Annotated in this window: 14 protein-coding genes; 1 reads left to right on the top strand and 13 read right to left on the bottom strand. The window is 67.6% G+C overall.

Going from position 1 to position 17,408, the window contains the following annotated elements; translation table 11 throughout:
• Window positions 1-3: 3 nt before the first annotated feature.
• Genes K2O50_RS15050 through K2O50_RS14990 form a run of 13 tightly spaced genes read right to left on the bottom strand, consistent with a single transcriptional unit; the run spans window position 4 to window position 15,313 of the window.
• Window positions 4-1,914, bottom strand: a complete 1,911-nt coding sequence (locus tag K2O50_RS15050; RefSeq protein WP_050705454.1) for a hypothetical protein — start codon at window positions 1,912-1,914, stop codon at window positions 4-6.
• Window positions 1,911-3,215 carry a lipopolysaccharide biosynthesis protein gene (locus tag K2O50_RS15045; protein WP_050705455.1) on the bottom strand — a complete coding sequence of 435 codons (1,305 nt, stop codon included), beginning with the start codon at window positions 3,213-3,215 and terminating at the stop codon, window positions 1,911-1,913. The genes K2O50_RS15050 and K2O50_RS15045 overlap by 4 nt, the downstream gene beginning before the upstream one ends.
• Window positions 3,215-4,222, bottom strand: a complete 1,008-nt coding sequence (locus K2O50_RS15040) for a polysaccharide deacetylase family protein (RefSeq protein ID WP_050705456.1) — start codon at window positions 4,220-4,222, stop codon at window positions 3,215-3,217. The genes K2O50_RS15045 and K2O50_RS15040 overlap by 1 nt, the downstream gene beginning before the upstream one ends.
• Window positions 4,223-4,231: 9 nt before the next feature.
• Window positions 4,232-5,368: a glycosyltransferase family 2 protein gene (locus K2O50_RS15035; protein WP_050705457.1), complete on the bottom strand. Its 1,137-nt coding sequence runs from the start codon at window positions 5,366-5,368 to the stop codon at window positions 4,232-4,234.
• Window positions 5,361-6,326, bottom strand: a complete 966-nt coding sequence (locus K2O50_RS15030) for a glycosyltransferase family 2 protein (protein WP_050705458.1) — start codon at window positions 6,324-6,326, stop codon at window positions 5,361-5,363. Before K2O50_RS15030 ends, K2O50_RS15035 begins: the two co-directional genes overlap by 8 nt.
• A complete protein-coding gene (locus tag K2O50_RS15025) occupies window positions 6,323-7,693 on the bottom strand; it encodes an O-antigen ligase (RefSeq protein ID WP_050705459.1) in 1,371 nt (456 codons plus the stop codon). Before K2O50_RS15025 ends, K2O50_RS15030 begins: the two co-directional genes overlap by 4 nt.
• Window positions 7,690-8,883 (bottom strand): glycosyltransferase family 4 protein, encoded by a 1,194-nt coding sequence (locus tag K2O50_RS15020; protein WP_050705500.1) that lies wholly within the window; start codon window positions 8,881-8,883, stop codon window positions 7,690-7,692. The genes K2O50_RS15025 and K2O50_RS15020 overlap by 4 nt, the downstream gene beginning before the upstream one ends.
• A complete protein-coding gene (locus K2O50_RS15015; RefSeq protein ID WP_050705460.1) occupies window positions 8,880-10,454 on the bottom strand; it encodes a lipopolysaccharide biosynthesis protein in 1,575 nt (524 codons plus the stop codon). The genes K2O50_RS15020 and K2O50_RS15015 overlap by 4 nt, the downstream gene beginning before the upstream one ends.
• A gap of 14 nt (window positions 10,455-10,468) precedes the next feature.
• The gene (locus tag K2O50_RS15010) at window positions 10,469-11,488 is read right to left on the bottom strand and encodes a polysaccharide biosynthesis/export family protein (RefSeq protein ID WP_050705461.1); all 1,020 of its coding nucleotides are present in this window, start codon (window positions 11,486-11,488) and stop codon (window positions 10,469-10,471) included.
• 22 nt (window positions 11,489-11,510) lie between these two features.
• Window positions 11,511-12,158 carry a CpsD/CapB family tyrosine-protein kinase gene (locus K2O50_RS15005; protein WP_050705462.1) on the bottom strand — a complete coding sequence of 216 codons (648 nt, stop codon included), beginning with the start codon at window positions 12,156-12,158 and terminating at the stop codon, window positions 11,511-11,513.
• Window position 12,159: 1 nt separating this feature from the next.
• A complete protein-coding gene (locus K2O50_RS15000; protein WP_050705463.1) occupies window positions 12,160-12,906 on the bottom strand; it encodes a sugar transferase in 747 nt (248 codons plus the stop codon).
• Window positions 12,903-13,967, bottom strand: a complete 1,065-nt coding sequence (locus tag K2O50_RS14995) for an NAD-dependent epimerase (protein ID WP_050705464.1) — start codon at window positions 13,965-13,967, stop codon at window positions 12,903-12,905. The genes K2O50_RS15000 and K2O50_RS14995 overlap by 4 nt, the downstream gene beginning before the upstream one ends.
• The gene (locus K2O50_RS14990) at window positions 13,964-15,313 is read right to left on the bottom strand and encodes a UDP-glucose/GDP-mannose dehydrogenase family protein (protein WP_050705465.1); all 1,350 of its coding nucleotides are present in this window, start codon (window positions 15,311-15,313) and stop codon (window positions 13,964-13,966) included. The genes K2O50_RS14995 and K2O50_RS14990 overlap by 4 nt, the downstream gene beginning before the upstream one ends.
• 384 nt (window positions 15,314-15,697) lie before the next feature.
• Here K2O50_RS14990 and K2O50_RS14985 point away from each other — a divergent pair, with 384 nt between their 5' ends.
• On the top strand, window positions 15,698-17,407 hold the full coding sequence (locus K2O50_RS14985; protein WP_050705466.1) for a sulfatase-like hydrolase/transferase: 1,710 nt from the start codon (window positions 15,698-15,700) through the stop codon (window positions 17,405-17,407).
• The last annotated feature ends 1 nt before the right edge of the window (window position 17,408 follow it).

The raw sequence follows: 17,408 nt of genomic DNA, 5'->3' as shown, positions 1-17,408 counted from the left end.
GTCTCATGACGCGCTCCAGGTCAGGGCGAATACGGTCTGCCCTGGTAGTTGAAAACGGACCTGGCCATTGGCGCAGCTGAAGCTGGCGCGACGGCTCTGGTTGTCGGGGCCGAACAGTTCGAGCTGGCCGGCGGGGCAGTCGCCCAGGGCCAGCGCCACCTGTTGCAGGCGCTCGGCCTTGTTCACCCCCAGCAGGCTGCGCTGGTGCTGGCGGGCCATGGCCAGGGCGTCGACCTCGAAGGCGTCGTTGTCCAGGGCCAGCACCTGGTCCAGCCAGTGGCGCTGGATGAACTGCTGGGCCAGGCCCACCGGCTTGAGTTCGTAGCGCTGCTCGCCGGTATCGCGCAGCATGCCCTTGGGCCATTCGGGCTCGTCGGCGACATGGAACCAGTTGAGCATGTCGAGCAGGCCGTCACCGGCGGCGTTGATCACCACCGAGGTCCACCACAGGCCGGCGTAGTGGGTGTTCTGTTCGTAGGGGCTGAGGCTCGAGCCACTGGACAGGTTGGTCTGGTCCAGCAACAGTGCCTTGCGCGGCCGGCCCTTGCCGTCCAGACCCACCAGCTCGGCGGCCTGGCGCACGCTGTCGCGGTAGCTGCGGGTGGCGAGCAGGTCGCGGACCATCCATTCGTGCCAGGCCAGGGCGTCGATCTGTGCGCCCTGTTCGGCGAGCAGGCGCCGCGCCCAGTCGATGCCGCGGCGTTGCTTGCCGTCGTCGGTGAAGGGCCCGCCGAGCAGGCGCGAGGAGGCCGGCATGGCGATGCGCACGCCAGCCTCGTGGGCGCCGGGGTACTCGCGCACGCGCCGGGCCATGACCTGGAAGAAGTCGCGGTAGCTGGCGTAGTCACGATAGTTGAGGTTGGGCTCGTCGGCAAAGGCCAGGTAGTGGGTGCCTTTGCCGCCCAGGGCCTTGGTCGCCTCGAGCCAGGCGTCAAGGCCATCGCTGCTGGTACGGTCGCTGCGCAGGTCGGCGACCCGCGCGCTGCCGGCCAGCAGGGTGATGTCCTGGAGGATGCCGAAACGTTCCTGGTAGAGCTTGCGCCAGGCGTTCTCGAAGTCGGGTTGGCGTTGCAGCACGTCGACGAAGCTGTAGAAACCGGCGGCCTGGGGGCGCAGGGCGTCCAGGGCGGCAAAGCTCGAGGCCGGCGGCAGCACATAGGGCAGGGCCACCCCTAGCCTTGGCGTGGGGCCGAGTACTTTGCTGCCCAGGGCCAGGCGCACCTGGCCTGGTTGCTGGGGCAGGTCGCCCAGGTCGTCGGCACGCTGGGCGAACAGGTTGGCGCTGCCGTCGAGCCAGAACGCCGCCTTGCCGCTGCCCTGCAGGCCAAGGCGCCAGGTCTCGTCGCGGCTGCTGACCGGCAGCGGCAGCTGGTCGAAGCGCCAGTAGGCGCGGTAGGGCTTGAGCGGCAACTGCACGCGGCGACCGTCACCGAGGCGTTCGGCGAACAGCCCGTGGACACCGCCGTGGTGCTTGCCGGCCAACACCGCCCGTTCGCCGGCCTTGACCCGGAAGTACAGCTCGACACCCGGCCCGACCTCGGTGCTGAAGTGCACCTTGGCCGGCGCGAACAGCGCACGGGTGCTGGCATCATGTTGGATACGGTAGTCGCGGAAGCTGTAGCCGGGCACTTCCAGGCGATAAGTGCCGCCACCCGATGCCAGGGGCCAGCGCTGCTCGCCGCGCACCTGCGCGGCCTCGATGCGCCGTTCGCCGGCCAGGCGGCCCTGGCCGTCCAGCAGGTACAGGCGCTCCGGGTTGGCGTCGGCCTGCCAGGCCGGGCGCCACTGGATGCGCAGCTCGTCGGCGCGCGCCGGCAACAGGTACAGGCTGCCATCGCGGATCTCGCCCCATTGCACGGGCGCGGCGAGCGCCGGCTGTGCCAGCAGCGCGGCGCACAGCAGCAGGGCTTTCATGCCGCCCTCCGTTGCAGCATCTGGCGCAGCGGCGCCAGGTCGGCGGGCAGGATGACCAGGGTTTGGCCCAGCGGCACGCCGCTGAGGCGGCAGTACAGCACCAGCATGGCCAGGGTGACCGCCAGGTAGGCGATGGACGAGGCCGCCGCCGCGCCGACGATGCCCCAGGCCGGGATCAGCAAGACGTTGAGCACCAGGTTCAGGGCGGCGCCCGCGCCCATCAGCAGCGACACCGTGCCGGGGCGGTTCTTGCCCAGCAGGTCCAGGCGCAGGATGCTGGCGTAGCACAGGCCGAGCAGGCCCGGCAGCAAGGCCAGCAGCGCCGGATAGGCCGGCGCGTAGTCGGCGCCGAACAGGGTGACGATCAGCCACTGGCCGATCAGCGCCATGCTCAGGCAGGCGCCGAGCATCACCGTGGCGGTCAGGCGCAGGGCCAGGGGTGTCAGCCGCTCCATGCCGGCGTCCTGCTGCAGCAGGCGTTTCATCAGCGGCGTGGTCACCGCCTCGGGGACGATCAGCAGCAGTTCGGCGGCGGCGCTGGCCATGGCGTAATGGCCCAGGGCGGTGCTGCCGAGCATGGCGCCGATGAACAGGTAGTCCGAGCGCAGGATCACCTGCTGGAACAATAGGTCGGGGTGGCTCTTGGCGCTGTAGCTCAGCAGCTCGCGCTGGCCGCCACGGTCCCAGCGCAGGGTGAGTGGGTGCTGGCGGCGCAGCCACCACAGGCCCAGCAGCAGCACCAGGGCGATGCCGCACAGCCAGCTGATCAGCGCGGCCTCCAGGGCCTCGTCGCGCCACATCCAGAACAGTCCAAGAAACAGCAGCAACGGCGCCAGTGACTCGGTCAGGCGCAGGGCGTTGAAGGCGCCGACGCCGCCGCTGGCGTTGTGCAGGGTCAGCAGGCCGCTCTTGAGCACGGTCATCGGCACCGCCAGTAGCAACAGCCAGGCCAGCAGGCCCAGCTGCACGGTAATTTCCAGGTCGGTGCCGAACTCGCGCACCAGGAACACGCAGACCAGGGTCAGCAACCCGGCCAGCAGGCAGCCATAGACCAGCACCTGGGTCAGCAGCAGGCCCATGTCGCGCTGCTTGGCCGCCTGGTAGCCGACCGCGCTGTTCAGGCCGCCGCTGGTGGCGGCGCTGATCAGGTCGGGCAAGGTGCTGAGCAGGGCGAACAGGCCGCGCTCGCTGGGCCCGAGGATGCGCGCCAGCAGCACGTTGCGCAGCAGGCGCAGGGCGATCATCGCAAGCTTGGTGCCCATGCTCAGCGCCAGGTGGCGCAGGTAGCTGTTGCGGTTCATCAGCGTTCTCCGCGGCTGATGCGCCAGGCCAGCAACGAAGGCCGGCTGGCATTGCGCTGGCTGACGCCGATGCGCGGCAGCGCCAGCGGGTCGTCCTGGCCCTGGCAGATCCCCGGGCGGGTGCTCAGGGCGTAGGGGTAGCGGTGCGCGGCGACCCGCGCGCGTACGCGCTCGTCGTGGTCGCCGTTGGGGTAGCAGTACACCGGCAGCGGTTCGCGGCAGCCTTCGTTGAGCGCGGCGTGGCTGCGTTGCAGCTCGTCGTTGAGGCGGTGGTCGTCCAGGTACGGCAGCAGGGCATGGCTGGCGCCGTGGGGGCCGAAGCGCACCAGGCCGGAGTCCTCGAGGGCGCGCACCTGCTGCCAGTCCATGGCCTGGGGCAGCGACTCCGGCGGGCAGGCGTCGGTCAGCACATGCAGGGCCTGGGGGCTGAGGCTCTTGAGGGTCTGCAGGTAGCGCGCCAGCACCAGGCTGCGGGCCTTGCTGTGGTCGTGCATGAAGTAGGCCGCAGGCAGTGGCCGGCCGAGCTTGCGCAGGCGCTCGATCAGTTGCCGACGAGCCTCCTCGCCATGGGTGCCCCACAGGGTTTCGCCGACGCTTTCCCACCAGAAGCGCTGGCGGCTGCCGATGTAGTCGGTGGACAGGAAGATGCTCGCCGGCACCTGGTGGCGTTGCAGCAGCGGGAAGGCGTTGACGGCATTGTCGCGCCAGCCGTCGTCGAAGGTCAGGGCCACCTTGGGGCGGGTATCGCTGCGGGGCTCCTCGTGACTCTTGAGCAGGTCCATGAGGCTGACGCAGTCGAAATGCCGGGGCAGCCAGCGCAGCAGCCCTTCGAAGGCCCGGGGGCCGACGCACAGCTCGTTGCGATGGGGCAGGGCGGCGCTGGCGTCATCGGCCAGCACCCGGTGCAGCATGAGGATCACCCCGGCGCCGCGCAGTTCGGCGCGGCCACGCGGCGACTTGAAATAGAACCAGCCACTGGCCTGCTTGATGTGGGTCTTGATCGGCATGTCCGTCGCTCATCGATTCTGGTCGGGGTTCCATTGGCTGTAGCTGTGCCCGCGCAGGAACTGCCACAGGCCCACGCTCATGCCGGCGAGGGTGACCAGCACGAAGGCGGCCAGGCGGAACGGGCGCGGCAGGCGGCGGCGGGCGTCGAGCAGGCCGGCGATGGCGGCGGCGTAACCGAGCAGCTGCAGGGCCAGGGTCAGGCGGTAGAACCCGGGCTCGATGGCCAGCCACAGGTTGGCCAGCAGCAGTGGCAGCAGCAGCACCGGGGCCAGGCGGCGGATCAGCTTGTGGCTGATCAGGGCGATGGCGTACAGGCCGTGACGCGCCGGGTTGAGCAGCTCGCGGCGGGCGGCCAGGCTCAGCAGGCCACCGACGGTGACCCGCTGGCGGCGGCGGAACTGCTTGTCGGCCTCGTCCACGCCCTGGTCCAGCACCACCGCCTCGGGCACGTAGACGATCCGCAGCCCTGCAGCCGGGGCGCAGGTGCTGATGAAGAAGTCGTCGTTGACCTGCTTGGGAATCGGTTGGTACAGCGCCCGGCGCAGGGCCAGCAGGGCACCGTCGGCCGAGACCATGCAGCCGGTGCGGTTCTCCACCTTGCGCACCCAGGCTTCGTAGTGCCGGTACAGGCTGTCGCCGATGCTCAGGCCCTTGCCCGGGTCGGGGATGATCATGTGCCCGGCGGTGCCGCCGACCTGCGCGTCTGCGAACGGGGCCAGCAGCAGCCCGAGGGTGTCGGCCGACCACTGGTTGTCGGCGTCGGTGAACACCAGCAGGTCGCCCGTGCACACCTGCACGGCACTGTTCAGCGCCCCGGCCTTGCCCAGCCGCGGCAGGTCCAGCACCTGCACCCGCGGGTCACCCAGGGCGCGGGACAGCGCCACGGTGCGGTCGCTGGAGCCGTCGCTGGCCACCACCACCTGCAGCTCGGCGGCGGGGTAGTCCTGGCCGAGCACGCTGGCGAGCTTGGCTTCGATATGCCGCTCTTCGTTATGCGCGGCGATCACCACGCTCACCCGCTGCGCCGGCAGCGGCGAATGCGTGCGACGGGCAAAGAACGGCGCGGCCAGGGTCAGCAGCAGGGGATAGCCGACCCAGGCGTACAACGGCAGCAACAGGCATAGCCAGAAGATGAACTCAGCCACGGGCGGGCCTCCTTGCGGTGCGGTTGAACAGGCTGAGGATGAACGCCGCGCCGGCCAGGTGCAGGCGCAGCCAGTGCAGGCCCCAGAGTTGCAGGGTGAGCAGCGGGTCTCGGTGGCGGCGGCTCTGGCGCAGGCTCAGGAACAGCGCGGGCAGGGCGCTGACCAGCAGGAAGAACAGGGCCACATGGGGGAAACCGTCGAGCAGGGCCGACAGGGCTATGGCATCCAGAACCCAGGCCCCCACCGAAAGCAGCGGGAAGCGCAGCAGGCGCAGGCTGACGCCATGGCTGCGCAGCAGTTGCAGGTGGCTGCCCTGGCGCCACATTTCCTTGCCCAGCCATTCGCGCCAGTTAGCCTCGTAGCCCCAGTGCAGCACCGCGGGCTGGCGCAGCACCCGCAGGCGGGCGCCGGACTCATGCAGGCGCAGGGTGAAGTCCTTGTCCTCGCCGGTACGCAGGCGCTCGTCGAAACCGCCGACCTGGTCGAACCAGCTGCGGCGCATCAGCAGGTTGGGGGTGGGCAGCCAGGTGCAGTCCTGCACCGTCTGTCCAGTGCGCAGGGTGCGTCGTTGCCAGGCCTGGGCGAACCACGGGGCGTGGCGCGGGGTGTCGCAGTCGAGGGCGAAGACATCGCCTTCGCCGCGGCGCTGCAGGTCCAGCAGCAGGTCCAGCCAGTGCTCGGGCACCTCGATGTCGGCGTCGAGGAAGGCCAGCCATTCGCCGTGGCTGGCGGCCACGCCGGCGTTGCGCAGGGCGCCGATGGCCACCCCGGGTAGCGTCAACACCTGGGCGCCGTGCTCGCGGGCGATACGTGGGCCGTCGTCGCTGGAGCCGTTGTCGACCACGATCAGCTCGCAGGCCAGGCCCGCCGCGCTGGCCGAGCGCCGGGCGGCGTCCAGGGTGCGGCCGATATGGCGGGCCTCGTTGAACATCGGGATGACGATGCTCACCCGGCTCATCGGGCCACCTCCGCTGGCTGTTGTTCACGGGCCTGGCCCAGCAGCACGCTGGACAGCGCCAGCATCAGCCACAGGTACTTGTGACTGGGGGCGCTGAGGAACATCAGGAACAGGCCGATGGCCAGCATGCTCATGGTCAGGTGGGTCATCAGGTCGGCGCGGTCCGCATCGCCGGCCGCGCGGAAGATGGCGCGGGCTCGCCAGAAGTTGCGCAGGGCGAGAAAGATCATGCCGACGAACAGCAGGCCCGCCGGCAGGCCGACCTCGCTGAACAGCTCCAGGTAAGTGTTGTGGGCACGGCGGTAGAGGTCGGTGGTCTTGCTGTTGACCGGGGCGAAGGCCTTGGAGAAGCCGGTGTCGGCGTAATGCAGCGGGAAGGTGCCGGGCCCGGTGCCGAGCAGCGGGCTGTGGCTGATCATTTCCTTGCCCACCACCAGGTAGGAGGCGCGTCGGCCCAGCGATTCGTCCTGGTGCGCGTTGACCCCGGACTTGAGCAGCATCAGCGACTGGATGCGCTCGGCGTAGCCCGCCGGCATCAGCGCCACGCCCAGGGGCAGGACGATGGCCAGGCCAAGTATGGCGAAGCCCAGGTGGCGCGGGCGGATGTAGGTCAGCTGTTCGCGGTAGTTGTACAGCACGATGCCCAGGCTGATCATCAGCACCACCAGCCCCGAGCGCGACTCGGTCTTGGTCATGCCCACCAGCAGCAACAGGCAGCAGCCGGCCCAGAACAGCTTGACCGGGATCTGCCGGGCCTTGATCGCCAGCCACAGCCCCAGCGGCATGGCGATGGTGATCAGCAGGGCGAAGGCGTTGGGGTCGAGCATGGCCGAGGCGCGGCCCTGTTCCTGGTACTTGGTGGAGAAGATCGCGAACAGGCAGGTGACGCACACGCTGACGGTGATCAGCCGGGCCAGCATCGGCAGGTTGAGGTCGCGGCCGACCAGCAGGGTGATGACGAACACCACCAGGCCCACCAGCAACTCGCGCAGGTGCCCACCCGACAGGGCCAGGTCGTCGCTGGTCCACAGGCTCAGCAGGTACAGGGCCATGAACGCCAGCAGCAGGCGCCATTGGTTGCTGCGCAGGCGTTCGCCGGGCAACTGGCGCACCGCCAGCTGCAGGCTGAGGATCAGCACCAGGCCGACGCCCACCAGCTTGGCGCCGGACACCAGGCCGTCCTTGAGCAGCCCCTCCAGCGGCACCAGGGTGGCGATCGCCAGCAGGCCCCAGGCCGGCTTGCGGTACAGCACCAGCACGCCGGCCAGGCCGATCACGCCGCCGGGGGCCAGGAACGGGTAGGGGCTGGCCAGCAGCCCCAGGCTCAGCAGGGCCACCAGGGCCACCAGCGACAGGGGAATGATCATGCGACAACCTCCTCGGCCGTGCCCCGATAGACCAGGGCCCAGCGTTGTGCCAGGGTCGGCAGGTGGTAGCGTTCGCGTTGCGTGCGGCGGGCGCCGGCGACCAGCTCGGCGGCCTGCGCGGGATCCACGAGCAGGGCCTCGAGGTGTTCGCCCAGTTCGGCGCTGGCCAGCGGGGCGGCCAACAGACCGTTGCGCCCGTGTTCGATGACGTCGGGAATGCCGCCGACACCGAAGGCCACTACTGGCACGCCGTCCTGCATGGCCTCGAGCAGGATCATCGGCGTGCCTTCGGTGCGCGAGCTGATGACCAGGGCGTCCAGGCGCTTCATCCAGGCGCGCATGTCGCGCTGGAAGCCCGGCAGGGTGATGCGCGCGGTGAGACCGGCGGCGTCGATGCGGGCCTGCAGGGTGTCGCGTTCGGGGCCTTCGCCGAGCATCACGGCGTGGACCTGTGGGTGGCGCTGGCACACCGGGATCAGGGTGTCGAGGAACAGGTCGGGGCCTTTTTCGCTGGACAGTCGGCCGACGTAGGCGGCGAGCCAGGGGTTTTTATCGCAGTGGTGAGGTCCTGGCGTGGGAGCGGGCTTGCCCCGCGATGGCGATGTCAAATCTGACAGCGTATCGCGGGGCAAGCCCGCTCCCACGAAACCCGCTCCTACGCCACCTGGCAGGTCATCCTTGGTGTGCTCGGGCAGCCCGTTGGGTATCACCCGCAACTTGGCCTCGGGCACGCCGGCATCGCGATGGATGCGGGCGATGCTCTCGGCCACGCACACCACCGTGTCCACGGTCGGCGTGCGGCACAGTTGCAGGCTCAGCCAGGTGTAGAAACGCTGCTTGCGGCTGCGCGGGGTGAAGCCATGCTGGGTGCTGACCATCGGCAGGCGCCACAGGGTGGCGCCGATCCAGCCGAACAGCTGGCCTTTGAAGTTGTGGCTGTTGACCAACGGACGTTGGCCGCGCTGCGCGCCGAGTACCTTGAGCACCGCCCCCAGCCCATGGCAGGTGTCGCATTCGACGCCGGCCTCGCGAAAGCGTGTCACCAGTTCCGCCGGGGCATCGAGGAACAGCACCCGATGCTGGCCGGGGGTGGCCTGGCAGTGGTCCAGGAGCATGCGCTCGGCGCCGTAGAACCCGCCACTGCCGAGCAGGTGCAGGATCGGCCGGCCGGCGTGCAGCGCGGCGTTCAATTGCGCACCCAGTGCCACAGGCGTGGCAGCGACCAGCTCTTGTGCGGGTTGGGCAGCGCCGGGGCCTGGTCGTTGATCACCAGCAGCACCGGCAGGCCCAGCTCGTGGCTGATCTGCGCCGGATGCTTGAAGCGGTGGTCGAAGAACTCCCTGACGTAGACCACGGCGATCGCCAGCAGCAGGCCGGTGACCAGGCCGAACGGAATGATCAGGCCAGGTTTCGGGAAGCTTGCCGCAGTGGGCTCGTAGGGCGCGCTGAGGATCCGCGCGTTGGACTGGCTGCCGTCGAGCAGGCCCTGGCCGCGGCTTTCCTCGTAACGCTGGGCGTAGGTGGAGAAGGCCTTGTGCAGGGCATCGATCTCGGTGTCCAGCTGGCGGGTCTTGCTCTGGGTCTCGCGCAGCTGGAGGATGCGCTTGCTGTAGTCGGCGATGCGCTGGGTCTTCTGCTCGATCACCTGCTGGGTTACCGCCAGGTCCTGCTGGCGCTCACGGATGCGGTTCTCGACGATCTTGAGGAACTGCGCGCGCAACTGGGCGATCTGCTGGCGGGCCATGACCATCTGGTCGGAGCCCGGCTGGAACACCGTGGCGTCGCCGTTGTAGCGGGCCAGCTGGGTGGTCAGCTGCTCGCCGAGCTGCTTGATCTCGCGGTCTTCGAAGGCAACGTTGTCGACCGTGGTGGTGAAGGTGTAGGGGAACGCGTAGTCGGCCATCCTCGCCTTGCTGGCCGCTGCCAGGCTGCTCTGCAGGTAGTCGAGCCACTTCTGGTTCTGCAACTGGCGGTCACGCTGCAGGTTGAGCGCCTGTTCCTCTGTGTTGATGGCGTTCAGCCGGAAGGTGATCTCTTCCTTGGGGTCCGACGAGCCGATGGCGGTCAGCAGCCCCAAGCGCTGGCTTTCCAGGTCGCCCAGGCGCGCCTGGTAGTGCAGTTTCTTCTGCTCGTAGAACGCCTCGGGCAGCTCGTTGGACTGCAGGTCCTGGCGGTTGGCCAGGAAGTTCTCCAGCAGGCGGCTGACGAACAGCGTGCCCAGCTTCGGATCGTCGGCGCTGTAGGTGATGGAGATCACGTTGGAGCCGGGCAGGGTCTCGACCTTGAGATCCTTGACCGCCTGGTCGGTGAGGGTGTCGAGCTGGGTGTCGCGGTCATCGGCCACGCTGTTGCCGAACAGCCGGTGCAGCGGGTCGAACACCGCGTGGCGTACCGGGTCGAGCACGGTACGGCGCAGCAGGCCGGGCTCATCCGGGTAGTGGCCTTCCTTGCGCAGCTCGCCGATGGTCTGGCGGATCAGGGTCGGCGAGCGCAGGATGTTGCTCTCGGTCTCCATGTCGGCCAGCGACGGCGGGATGAACTGGTCGGCCTGCTGGCTGAGCGCCGAGGTGGTGTCGCTCTGCGAGAGTTTCTTGGACTGCACGATGACTTCGGCGGTGATGTCGAAGCTCTGCTTGAGCACCAGCGGCAACAGCACGGCGATCACCGCGAACACCAGGAACACCCGTTTCACCAACTGGCGGTTGGCGAAGAAGATGCGGAAGAACTCATGCACATAGTTTTCTTTGGGTTGCGTGGTCATGGTCCGTCCCCCGGTCAGTCGTTGCTTTCTTTGTTGTCGACGCGGTAGCTGAAGCTGAAGCCGAAGCCCTGGAACAGCACCACGTCGGCCAGTTGACGGGACAGCTCGGCGGCGCTGGCCAGCTTGGTCTTGGGCACGTAGAGCATGTCTTCGGGCTGCAGGTAGGCGAGTTTCTGGGTACCGCCGGACAGCGCCTGGTCGACGTCGTAGTTGACCGCGTGCACGGTGTTGCCCTCACGGCGCATGATCACTACCGAGCCGAGCTTGGCCTTCAGGGTCGGGCCGCGGGCCAGGGTCAGGGCCTCGAGCACCGACACCGGACGGCGGATCTGGAAGGCGCCGGGCTGGCCGACTTCGCCGAGCACGTAGATCTCGTTGGCGGCGGTGGACTTGAGCAGCACGTCCACGCTCATGCGCCCGGGCAGGGTGGCGTAGCGCTCGTTGAGGTAGTCGCGCAGCTGGTTGACGGTCATGCCCTGCAGCGGCACCGAGCCGATTTCCGGAAAGGTGGCGCGGCCGTCGTTGCCCACGGTGATGTCGCGGCTCATGCCGGTGCCGGGGTGGTTGAGGGCGTTCTTCAGGTTGACCTCGTCGGTCATCGGGCTGATCACCCGCACGGTGACCTGGTCGCGATTGGGCTTGAACACCCGCTTGTCCTGGTAGGCCTGGCGGATGGCGCTCTCGGCCTCGCCGGGGGTCATGCCCTCGACGCGCACCGCGGCGTTGGTGCTGGGCAGGGTGATGCTGCCGTCGGGCTGCACCAGCTGGTTGCCGTTCAGGCCGCTGGCGGCCATGAAGTTCAGGTCCAGGGTGTCGCCGGACTGGATGCGGTAGACCCCGGCCGACCGGTTGCTGACGTGGAAGATCACCTCCAGCACGTCCTGCGGGCGCAGCACCTGCTCGCGGCGGGCGACTTCGGTGGCCTGGCTCTCGGCCGGTGGCGCGGTGAGGATCTGCACCGGCATCTGGCGGTCTTCCTGGCTGGCGCAGCCGGCCAGGGCCAGCACGCACAAGGCAATCGATGGATATCTCATGGCGTTCATCCTGTGCGGCCTCTCAGAGATTTTCGTACAGCCACTTGGGCATGTAGTACTTGCGCTTGTTGAACACGCTGCCGATCAATCGCGCGCCTGCCTGGGTCAGGCGCTGGCTGGCGGCCTGGGCGACTTCCCAGCGGGTCTCCTCGGCGCAGACCACCAGGATCACGCCGTCGACCAGGGTGCCGATCACCAGGCTGTCGGCGCTGGCATAGATGGCTTCGCCGTCGATCACCACGAAGCGGTACTGGTTGCTCAGCTGGTGCAGCAGCACGCGCAACTGCTCGTGGTCGAGGCGGTCGCGGCCGCGCTTCCAGGTGCCCACCGGCAGCACGTCGAAGGGCTGGTCGGACAGGCGCACGATGCAGTCCTGGGCCAGCGGCGGTGTGTCCTGGTTGAACAGCAGGTCGCTGTAGCCGCGCAGCTTGCCCAGGCCCAGCTGCTGGCTGAGGCCGCCGGGGCTGAGGCTGGCGTCGATCAGCAGCACGTTGCCCGCGCTCATCAGCGCCAGCTGGCTGGCGAAGGCCAGGGCGCTGGTACTGGTGCCGCTGCCGGTGTTGGCCGCGGTCAGCAGCAGGGTGCGCTGGTCGAGGTCGAGCACGGTGGAGGTCAGGTTGGTCTCGCTTGGGGTAGCGATCGTCAGGCTTCTCGAGGATGAACCGTCCATCTCAGCTTGCTCCGTGGCCAGTGAAGACTTTGAACGGGGTCTTGAGCAGGATCTTCAGGTCCAGCATCAGGCTCTGTTCGTTGATGTAGCTCAGGTCCAGCTCTACGCGTTGGTCAAAGTCGATATTGCTGCGCCCGGAGATCTGCCACAGGCCGGTCATGCCCGGGTAGATCGACAGCCGCGCCAGGTGGTTGTCGTGGTAGCGGTAGGCGTTGAACGAGGTGGGGCGCGGGCCGACCAGACGCATGTCGCCAGTGACCACGTTGATCAGGTTGGGCAGCTCGTCCAGGCTGCTGCGGCGCAGCCAGCCGCCTATCGAGGTGATGCGCGGGTCCTTGTCGATCTTGAAATCGATGGATTCGGCGCCGTGCTTGTTCAGGTGACGCAGCGAGTCCTTCAGCGCCTCGGCGTTGGCCACCATGGTGCGGAACTTGTACATGCCGAAGGCGCGGCCCCGGTAGCCGGTGCGCTTCTGCACGAAGAACACCGGGCCCTTGCTGGACAGCTTGATCAGCAGCGCCAGCACCAGGAACACCGGCGACAGCAGCAGCAGCAGGGTCAGCGCGGCCAGGCACGACAGCACGCGGTTGGTGCGCGACAGCGTCCACGGGCGGCCCCCGGCGCGGCCGGTCATCCAACCGCGGCCCTGCATGTGGATGGCGGCATCGATGCGTTGCCGGTGCGCCGGGTCCATGCGTTTGTCCTGGTACAGCGCCTGCAGTTGCGCGCTCTTGGGTTGTCCTGTCATACCGCCCTCCGCTGATCTGGCTGCTCGCCCGTGGGCGCCGCTTCGCTGGCGGCGGGCGAGTGGTAGCTCTTGAACCAGGCGACGAAGCGCCCGAGCCCTTCATCAAGGCCTATCTGTGGGGTGAAACCGGTGATCCTGGCCAGGGCGCTGGCGTCGGCGCAGGTGGCCAGCACATCGCCCGGCTGCAGCGGCAGCAGTTCGATCACCGCGTTGCGCTGCAGGTGTTTTTCCAGCAGGGCCAGGTAGTCGAGCAGCTCCACCGGGCGCTGCCCGCCGATGTTGTACAGGCGCCAGGGTGCGTGGCTGCTGGCCGGGTCCGGGTCGAGCGCATCCCACTGCGGGTCGGCGACCGGGGGCAGGGGGATCAGCCGCACCAGGCTTTCGACGATGTCGTCGATGTAGGTGAAGTCGCGCTGGTGGCGGCCATGGTTGAACAGCTGGATCGGCCGGCCTTCGCTGATCGCCTTGGCGAACTGCATCGGCGACATGTCCGGGCGACCCCAGGGGCCGTACACGGTAAAGAAGCGCAGGCCGCTGCAGGGAATGCCATAAAGGTGGCTGTAGCTGTGGGCCATGGCCTCGTTGGCTTTCTTGGTGGCGGCATACAGCGAGAGCGGGTGGTCCACCGGATCCTGCACCCGATAGGGCGTCTGCTGGTTGGCGCCATACACCGAGCTGGACGAGGCGTACAGCAGGTGCTTGACCGGATGGCGGCGGCAACCTTCGAGAATGTTGAGAAAGCCGGCGAGGTTGCTGTCCAGGTAGGCCTGCGGGTTCTGCAGCGAGTAGCGCACGCCGGCCTGGGCCGCCAGGTGCACGACGACCTCGGGGCGCTCGCTGGCGAACAGCCGGGCCATGCCGTCGCGGTCGCCCAGGTCCAGGCAGTGCAGCGGGAAGTCACCGACTGTCTGGCGCACCCAGTGCACGCGGGCATGCTTGAGTGCCGGCTCGTAGTAGTCGTTGAAGTTGTCCAGCCCCACCACCTGGTGCCCCTCGAGCAATAGCTGGCGGCAGGTGTGGGCGCCGATGAAGCCGGCCGCGCCGGTGACCAGCACTTTCATGGCGCATCCACCTGCGGGGCGACCTGGCGTAGGCCGATGCCGCTGTAGTGCAGGCCGTGGGCGGCGACCTGTTCGGGGTTGTACAGGTTGCGTCCGTCGACGATCACCCGCTCGCGCAGTTTGCTGGCCAGCATCGAGAAGTCGACCACGCGGAAGTTCTTCCACTCGGTGCAGATCACCAGGGCATCGGCGTCCTGCAGGGTGTCGTCGCGGGTGGCGCACAGGTGCAGGTCGTCACGGTAGCCGTACAGGCGCCGGCACTCGTCCATGGCTTCGGGATCGTAGGCGCGCACGGTGGCGCCTTCGGCCCACAGGGCCTCCATCAGGTAGCGGCTGGGGGCCTCGCGCATGTCGTCGGTGTTGGGCTTGAAGGCCAGGCCCCACAGGGCGATGGACTTGCCGGCCAGGCCCGCCAGGCGCTGCTTGAGCTTGGCGAAGAGGATGCGCCGCTGCTGGTCGTTGACCTCATTGACGCTCTGCAGCAGGCGCAGCGGCATGCCGCTGTGGGCGGCGGTGTGCAGCAGGGCCTTGATGTCCTTGGGGAAGCACGAGCCGCCGAAGCCGCAGCCTGGATAGATGAAGTGGTAGCCGATGCGCGGGTCGGAGCCGATGCCCCGGCGCACCGCTTCGATATCGGCGCCCAGGTGTTCGCTGAGGTTGGCCAGCTCGTTCATGAAGCTGATGCGGGTGGCGAGCATGGCGTTGGCGGCGTACTTGGTCAGCTCGGCGCTGCGGTTGTCCATGAACATCAGCTTTTCGTGGTTGCGGCAGAACGGCGCGTACAGTTCGGCCAGCTGGTCATGGGCGACTTCGTCGAGGGTGCCGACGATGATCCGGTCCGGACGCATGCAGTCGGCCAGGGCGCTGCCTTCCTTGAGAAACTCGGGGTTGGACACCACGCGCACCTGTAACTGGCCCTTGCCCAGGCGCTGCAGTTCGTCGCGGGCCAGGGCCATGACCTGGTCGGCGGTGCCCACCGGCACGGTGGACTTGATGATCAGGGTATGGTCGGTCTCCATCAGCGCGGCGATCTGCCGGGTGACGTTGAGCACATGGCTGAGGTCGGCCGAGCCGTCCTCGTCGGGCGGCGTGCCGACGGCGATGAAGATCAGCTCGGCGTGGCTGACCGCATCGCTGGCCTGGGTGCTGAACAGCAGGCGACCTTCCTTGATGTTGTCCTCGAGCAGGTCCGACAGGCCCGGCTCGCTGATCGGCGGTACGCCCTGGCGTAACTGGTTGATCTTGTGGGTATCGACATCCACGCACAGGACCCTGTGACCGACGTCCGCCAGGGCTGCTGCCTGTACCAGTCCGACATAACCGGTGCCAAAAACGCTCACGTCCATGCGCGGTGCCTCGTATGGATGAGTAAGGGAGATGAAACAGTGGTGTGAATTGGGTATAGCTCAGCCCGGTGGATTTGCGTCAAAGCAATGGCATGTTTCGTCGAATTTACAGACCCTGGCGAAACGGGCGATCTGCCACCAACCCTTTTCCAATCCGTGTGTTAGCGCGCATAGCTAGTGGCAATTGGCCGTTCGACGAACCGATGAACGGTTGGACGCGCCGGAATAAGCGGGTTCCAGACGATAGAGAGAATCAACAACAACTTGCGGCAGGTGCCAGATTACGGTGTCGGCATGTCGTCGGAATTTTGACTTTTTTGCGTTGTGGTTTGTTTCACAGCTGCTACGGTTTGAGGAGATTTCCATGACCAGAGTGGCCGAAACATGCGCGGATGGATCAAGCTTTTGCTGTTGCTCGTCTATCTGGCCAGCTTTCATGCCTATTACCGCGAGCGCATAGAAGCACTGGGTATTGGCTTGCCATTGGTGCTGTACCTGGGGGTGTTTGTAGTATTGGCGCTGGCGCTGCTGCTGGCAGCGTTCAGCCGCCCCGGCTGGCTGCGCTGGTCGCTGGCGCTTGTATTCACGGTCAGCGCGATCTTTCTCGATGCTTATAACCGCATCACCGACTCCTACCTGACCTATAGCGCATTCGTGTCCATGGTCTATGCCGGTGGCTTCGTCCAGGAGGCCCTGCAGCAATATCACTACGCCATTACCTTGGCCGCGGCACGGGCGCTGTTGCTGCTGGTTGGTCTTGGTTTGCGTCCGGGGCCGACCCCTCGGCTACCGTGGCTGTTGCCACCCGTGGCGCCGGTGCTGGGCCTGCTGGTGCTGATTGCCATCCTGTTCGTGCGCGCCGGCGAGGGCGCCCGCGGGCTGCCAGTGATGTACACGCCGCTGGCCTACCTCAGCCTGTTCGGCTACGAGACCCTGCACGACCATGTCGGGCCGCGCCAGCCAGTGAGTCTGGCCCAGTCGGGGCCAGCGATGGCGCGGGATATCGTGCTGTTGATCGACGAGAGCATCTCGGGCAACTACCTGGACCTGAACACCCCGGCCGGGGTCACCAGTCACCTGGCCCAGGCCCAGCCCGGCGTGTCCATCGTCAACTTCGGCTACGCCGCGTCCATCGCCAACTGCAGCGCCGACACCAATGTCACCCTGCGTTATGGCGGCACCCGCGGTGATTACCTGCGGATCAATTCGACCCAGCCGTCGATCTGGCAGTACGCCAAGCGCGCGGGCCTGGGTACGGTATACATCGATGGCCAGCGCACCGGCGGTAACCTGCAGAACCTGATGACCGAGACCGAGAAGCGCGATATCGACCAGTTCATCCAGTTCGACGACACGCCTGTGGTACAGCGCGACATGGCGGCGCTGGAGCGGCTGGTGGCGCTGCTCAAGGACGGCAGGCCGCAGTTGATCGTGGTGAACAAGGTCGGCGCCCACTTCCCGGTGCACGACAAGTACCCGGACGAATTCCTCAAGTACCAGCCCGCCTTGCCGCGGGGGCGCTATGTCGATATCGCCGACACCGGCACCCGCGACGGCTTCGATGGCCGGCCCCAGGACTGGGTGCTGTACCGCAACGCCTACCAGAACACCGTGCTGTGGAATGTCGGCGAGTTCTTCCGCCGGCTGTTCGCCGAGGGCGACCTCAGCCAGGCCGTGGTGCTCTACACCTCAGACCATGGCCAGGACCTGCATGAACGCGGCAACCCCGGGCTGAACACCCACTGCGACAGCGATCCGGTGCCCGAAGAAGGCCTGGTGCCGCTGGTGGTGATCCAGGGCGAGGGCCTGCGCACGCTGGACTGGCAGGCCCATCTGCAGGCCAACCGCAACGCCTCCAGCCATTACAACCTGTTCCCCACGCTGCTCAAGCTGATGGGCTATGACGGCACGGCCGTGAGCGCGCTCTACGGCCGTTCGCTGGACATGCCGACGGACGATCCGTTCACCTTCAACGTGCGCTTCAATGCGCGGCTTGGGGCCAAGCCGGACTTCCGCCACATAGACCTGGGCCAGGTGGTCACGCCCGCCAGTGTCCTGGCGGGGCAACCGATGCCGGTGGGCAAGGCGGACTGAC

Source organism: Pseudomonas sp. 2hn (assembly GCF_019646095.1).
Lineage (GTDB): Bacteria > Pseudomonadota > Gammaproteobacteria > Pseudomonadales > Pseudomonadaceae > Aquipseudomonas > Aquipseudomonas peradeniyensis.
This window is presented reverse-complemented; position numbering and strand designations above follow the sequence as displayed.

What these genes read in the sequence shown, in the direction of transcription:
- K2O50_RS15030 (WP_050705458.1), bottom strand. Translation starts at nt 6,326, where the DNA reads ATGAGCCGGGTGAGCATCGTCATCCCGATGTTCAACGAGGCCCGCCAT.
- K2O50_RS15000 (WP_050705463.1), bottom strand. Translation starts at nt 12,906, where the DNA reads ATGACAGGACAACCCAAGAGCGCGCAACTGCAGGCGCTGTACCAGGAC.
- K2O50_RS15005 (WP_050705462.1), bottom strand. Translation starts at nt 12,158, where the DNA reads ATGGACGGTTCATCCTCGAGAAGCCTGACGATCGCTACCCCAAGCGAG.
- K2O50_RS15010 (WP_050705461.1), bottom strand. Translation starts at nt 11,488, where the DNA reads ATGAGATATCCATCGATTGCCTTGTGCGTGCTGGCCCTGGCCGGCTGC.
- K2O50_RS15025 (WP_050705459.1), bottom strand. Translation starts at nt 7,693, where the DNA reads ATGATCATTCCCCTGTCGCTGGTGGCCCTGGTGGCCCTGCTGAGCCTG.
- K2O50_RS15050 (WP_050705454.1), bottom strand. Translation starts at nt 1,914, where the DNA reads ATGAAAGCCCTGCTGCTGTGCGCCGCGCTGCTGGCACAGCCGGCGCTC.
- K2O50_RS14995 (WP_050705464.1), bottom strand. Translation starts at nt 13,967, where the DNA reads ATGAAAGTGCTGGTCACCGGCGCGGCCGGCTTCATCGGCGCCCACACC.
- K2O50_RS15015 (WP_050705460.1), bottom strand. Translation starts at nt 10,454, where the DNA reads ATGACCACGCAACCCAAAGAAAACTATGTGCATGAGTTCTTCCGCATC.
- K2O50_RS14985 (WP_050705466.1), top strand. Translation starts at nt 15,698, where the DNA reads ATGCGCGGATGGATCAAGCTTTTGCTGTTGCTCGTCTATCTGGCCAGC.
- K2O50_RS15045 (WP_050705455.1), bottom strand. Translation starts at nt 3,215, where the DNA reads ATGAACCGCAACAGCTACCTGCGCCACCTGGCGCTGAGCATGGGCACC.
- K2O50_RS15040 (WP_050705456.1), bottom strand. Translation starts at nt 4,222, where the DNA reads ATGCCGATCAAGACCCACATCAAGCAGGCCAGTGGCTGGTTCTATTTC.
- K2O50_RS14990 (WP_050705465.1), bottom strand. Translation starts at nt 15,313, where the DNA reads ATGGACGTGAGCGTTTTTGGCACCGGTTATGTCGGACTGGTACAGGCA.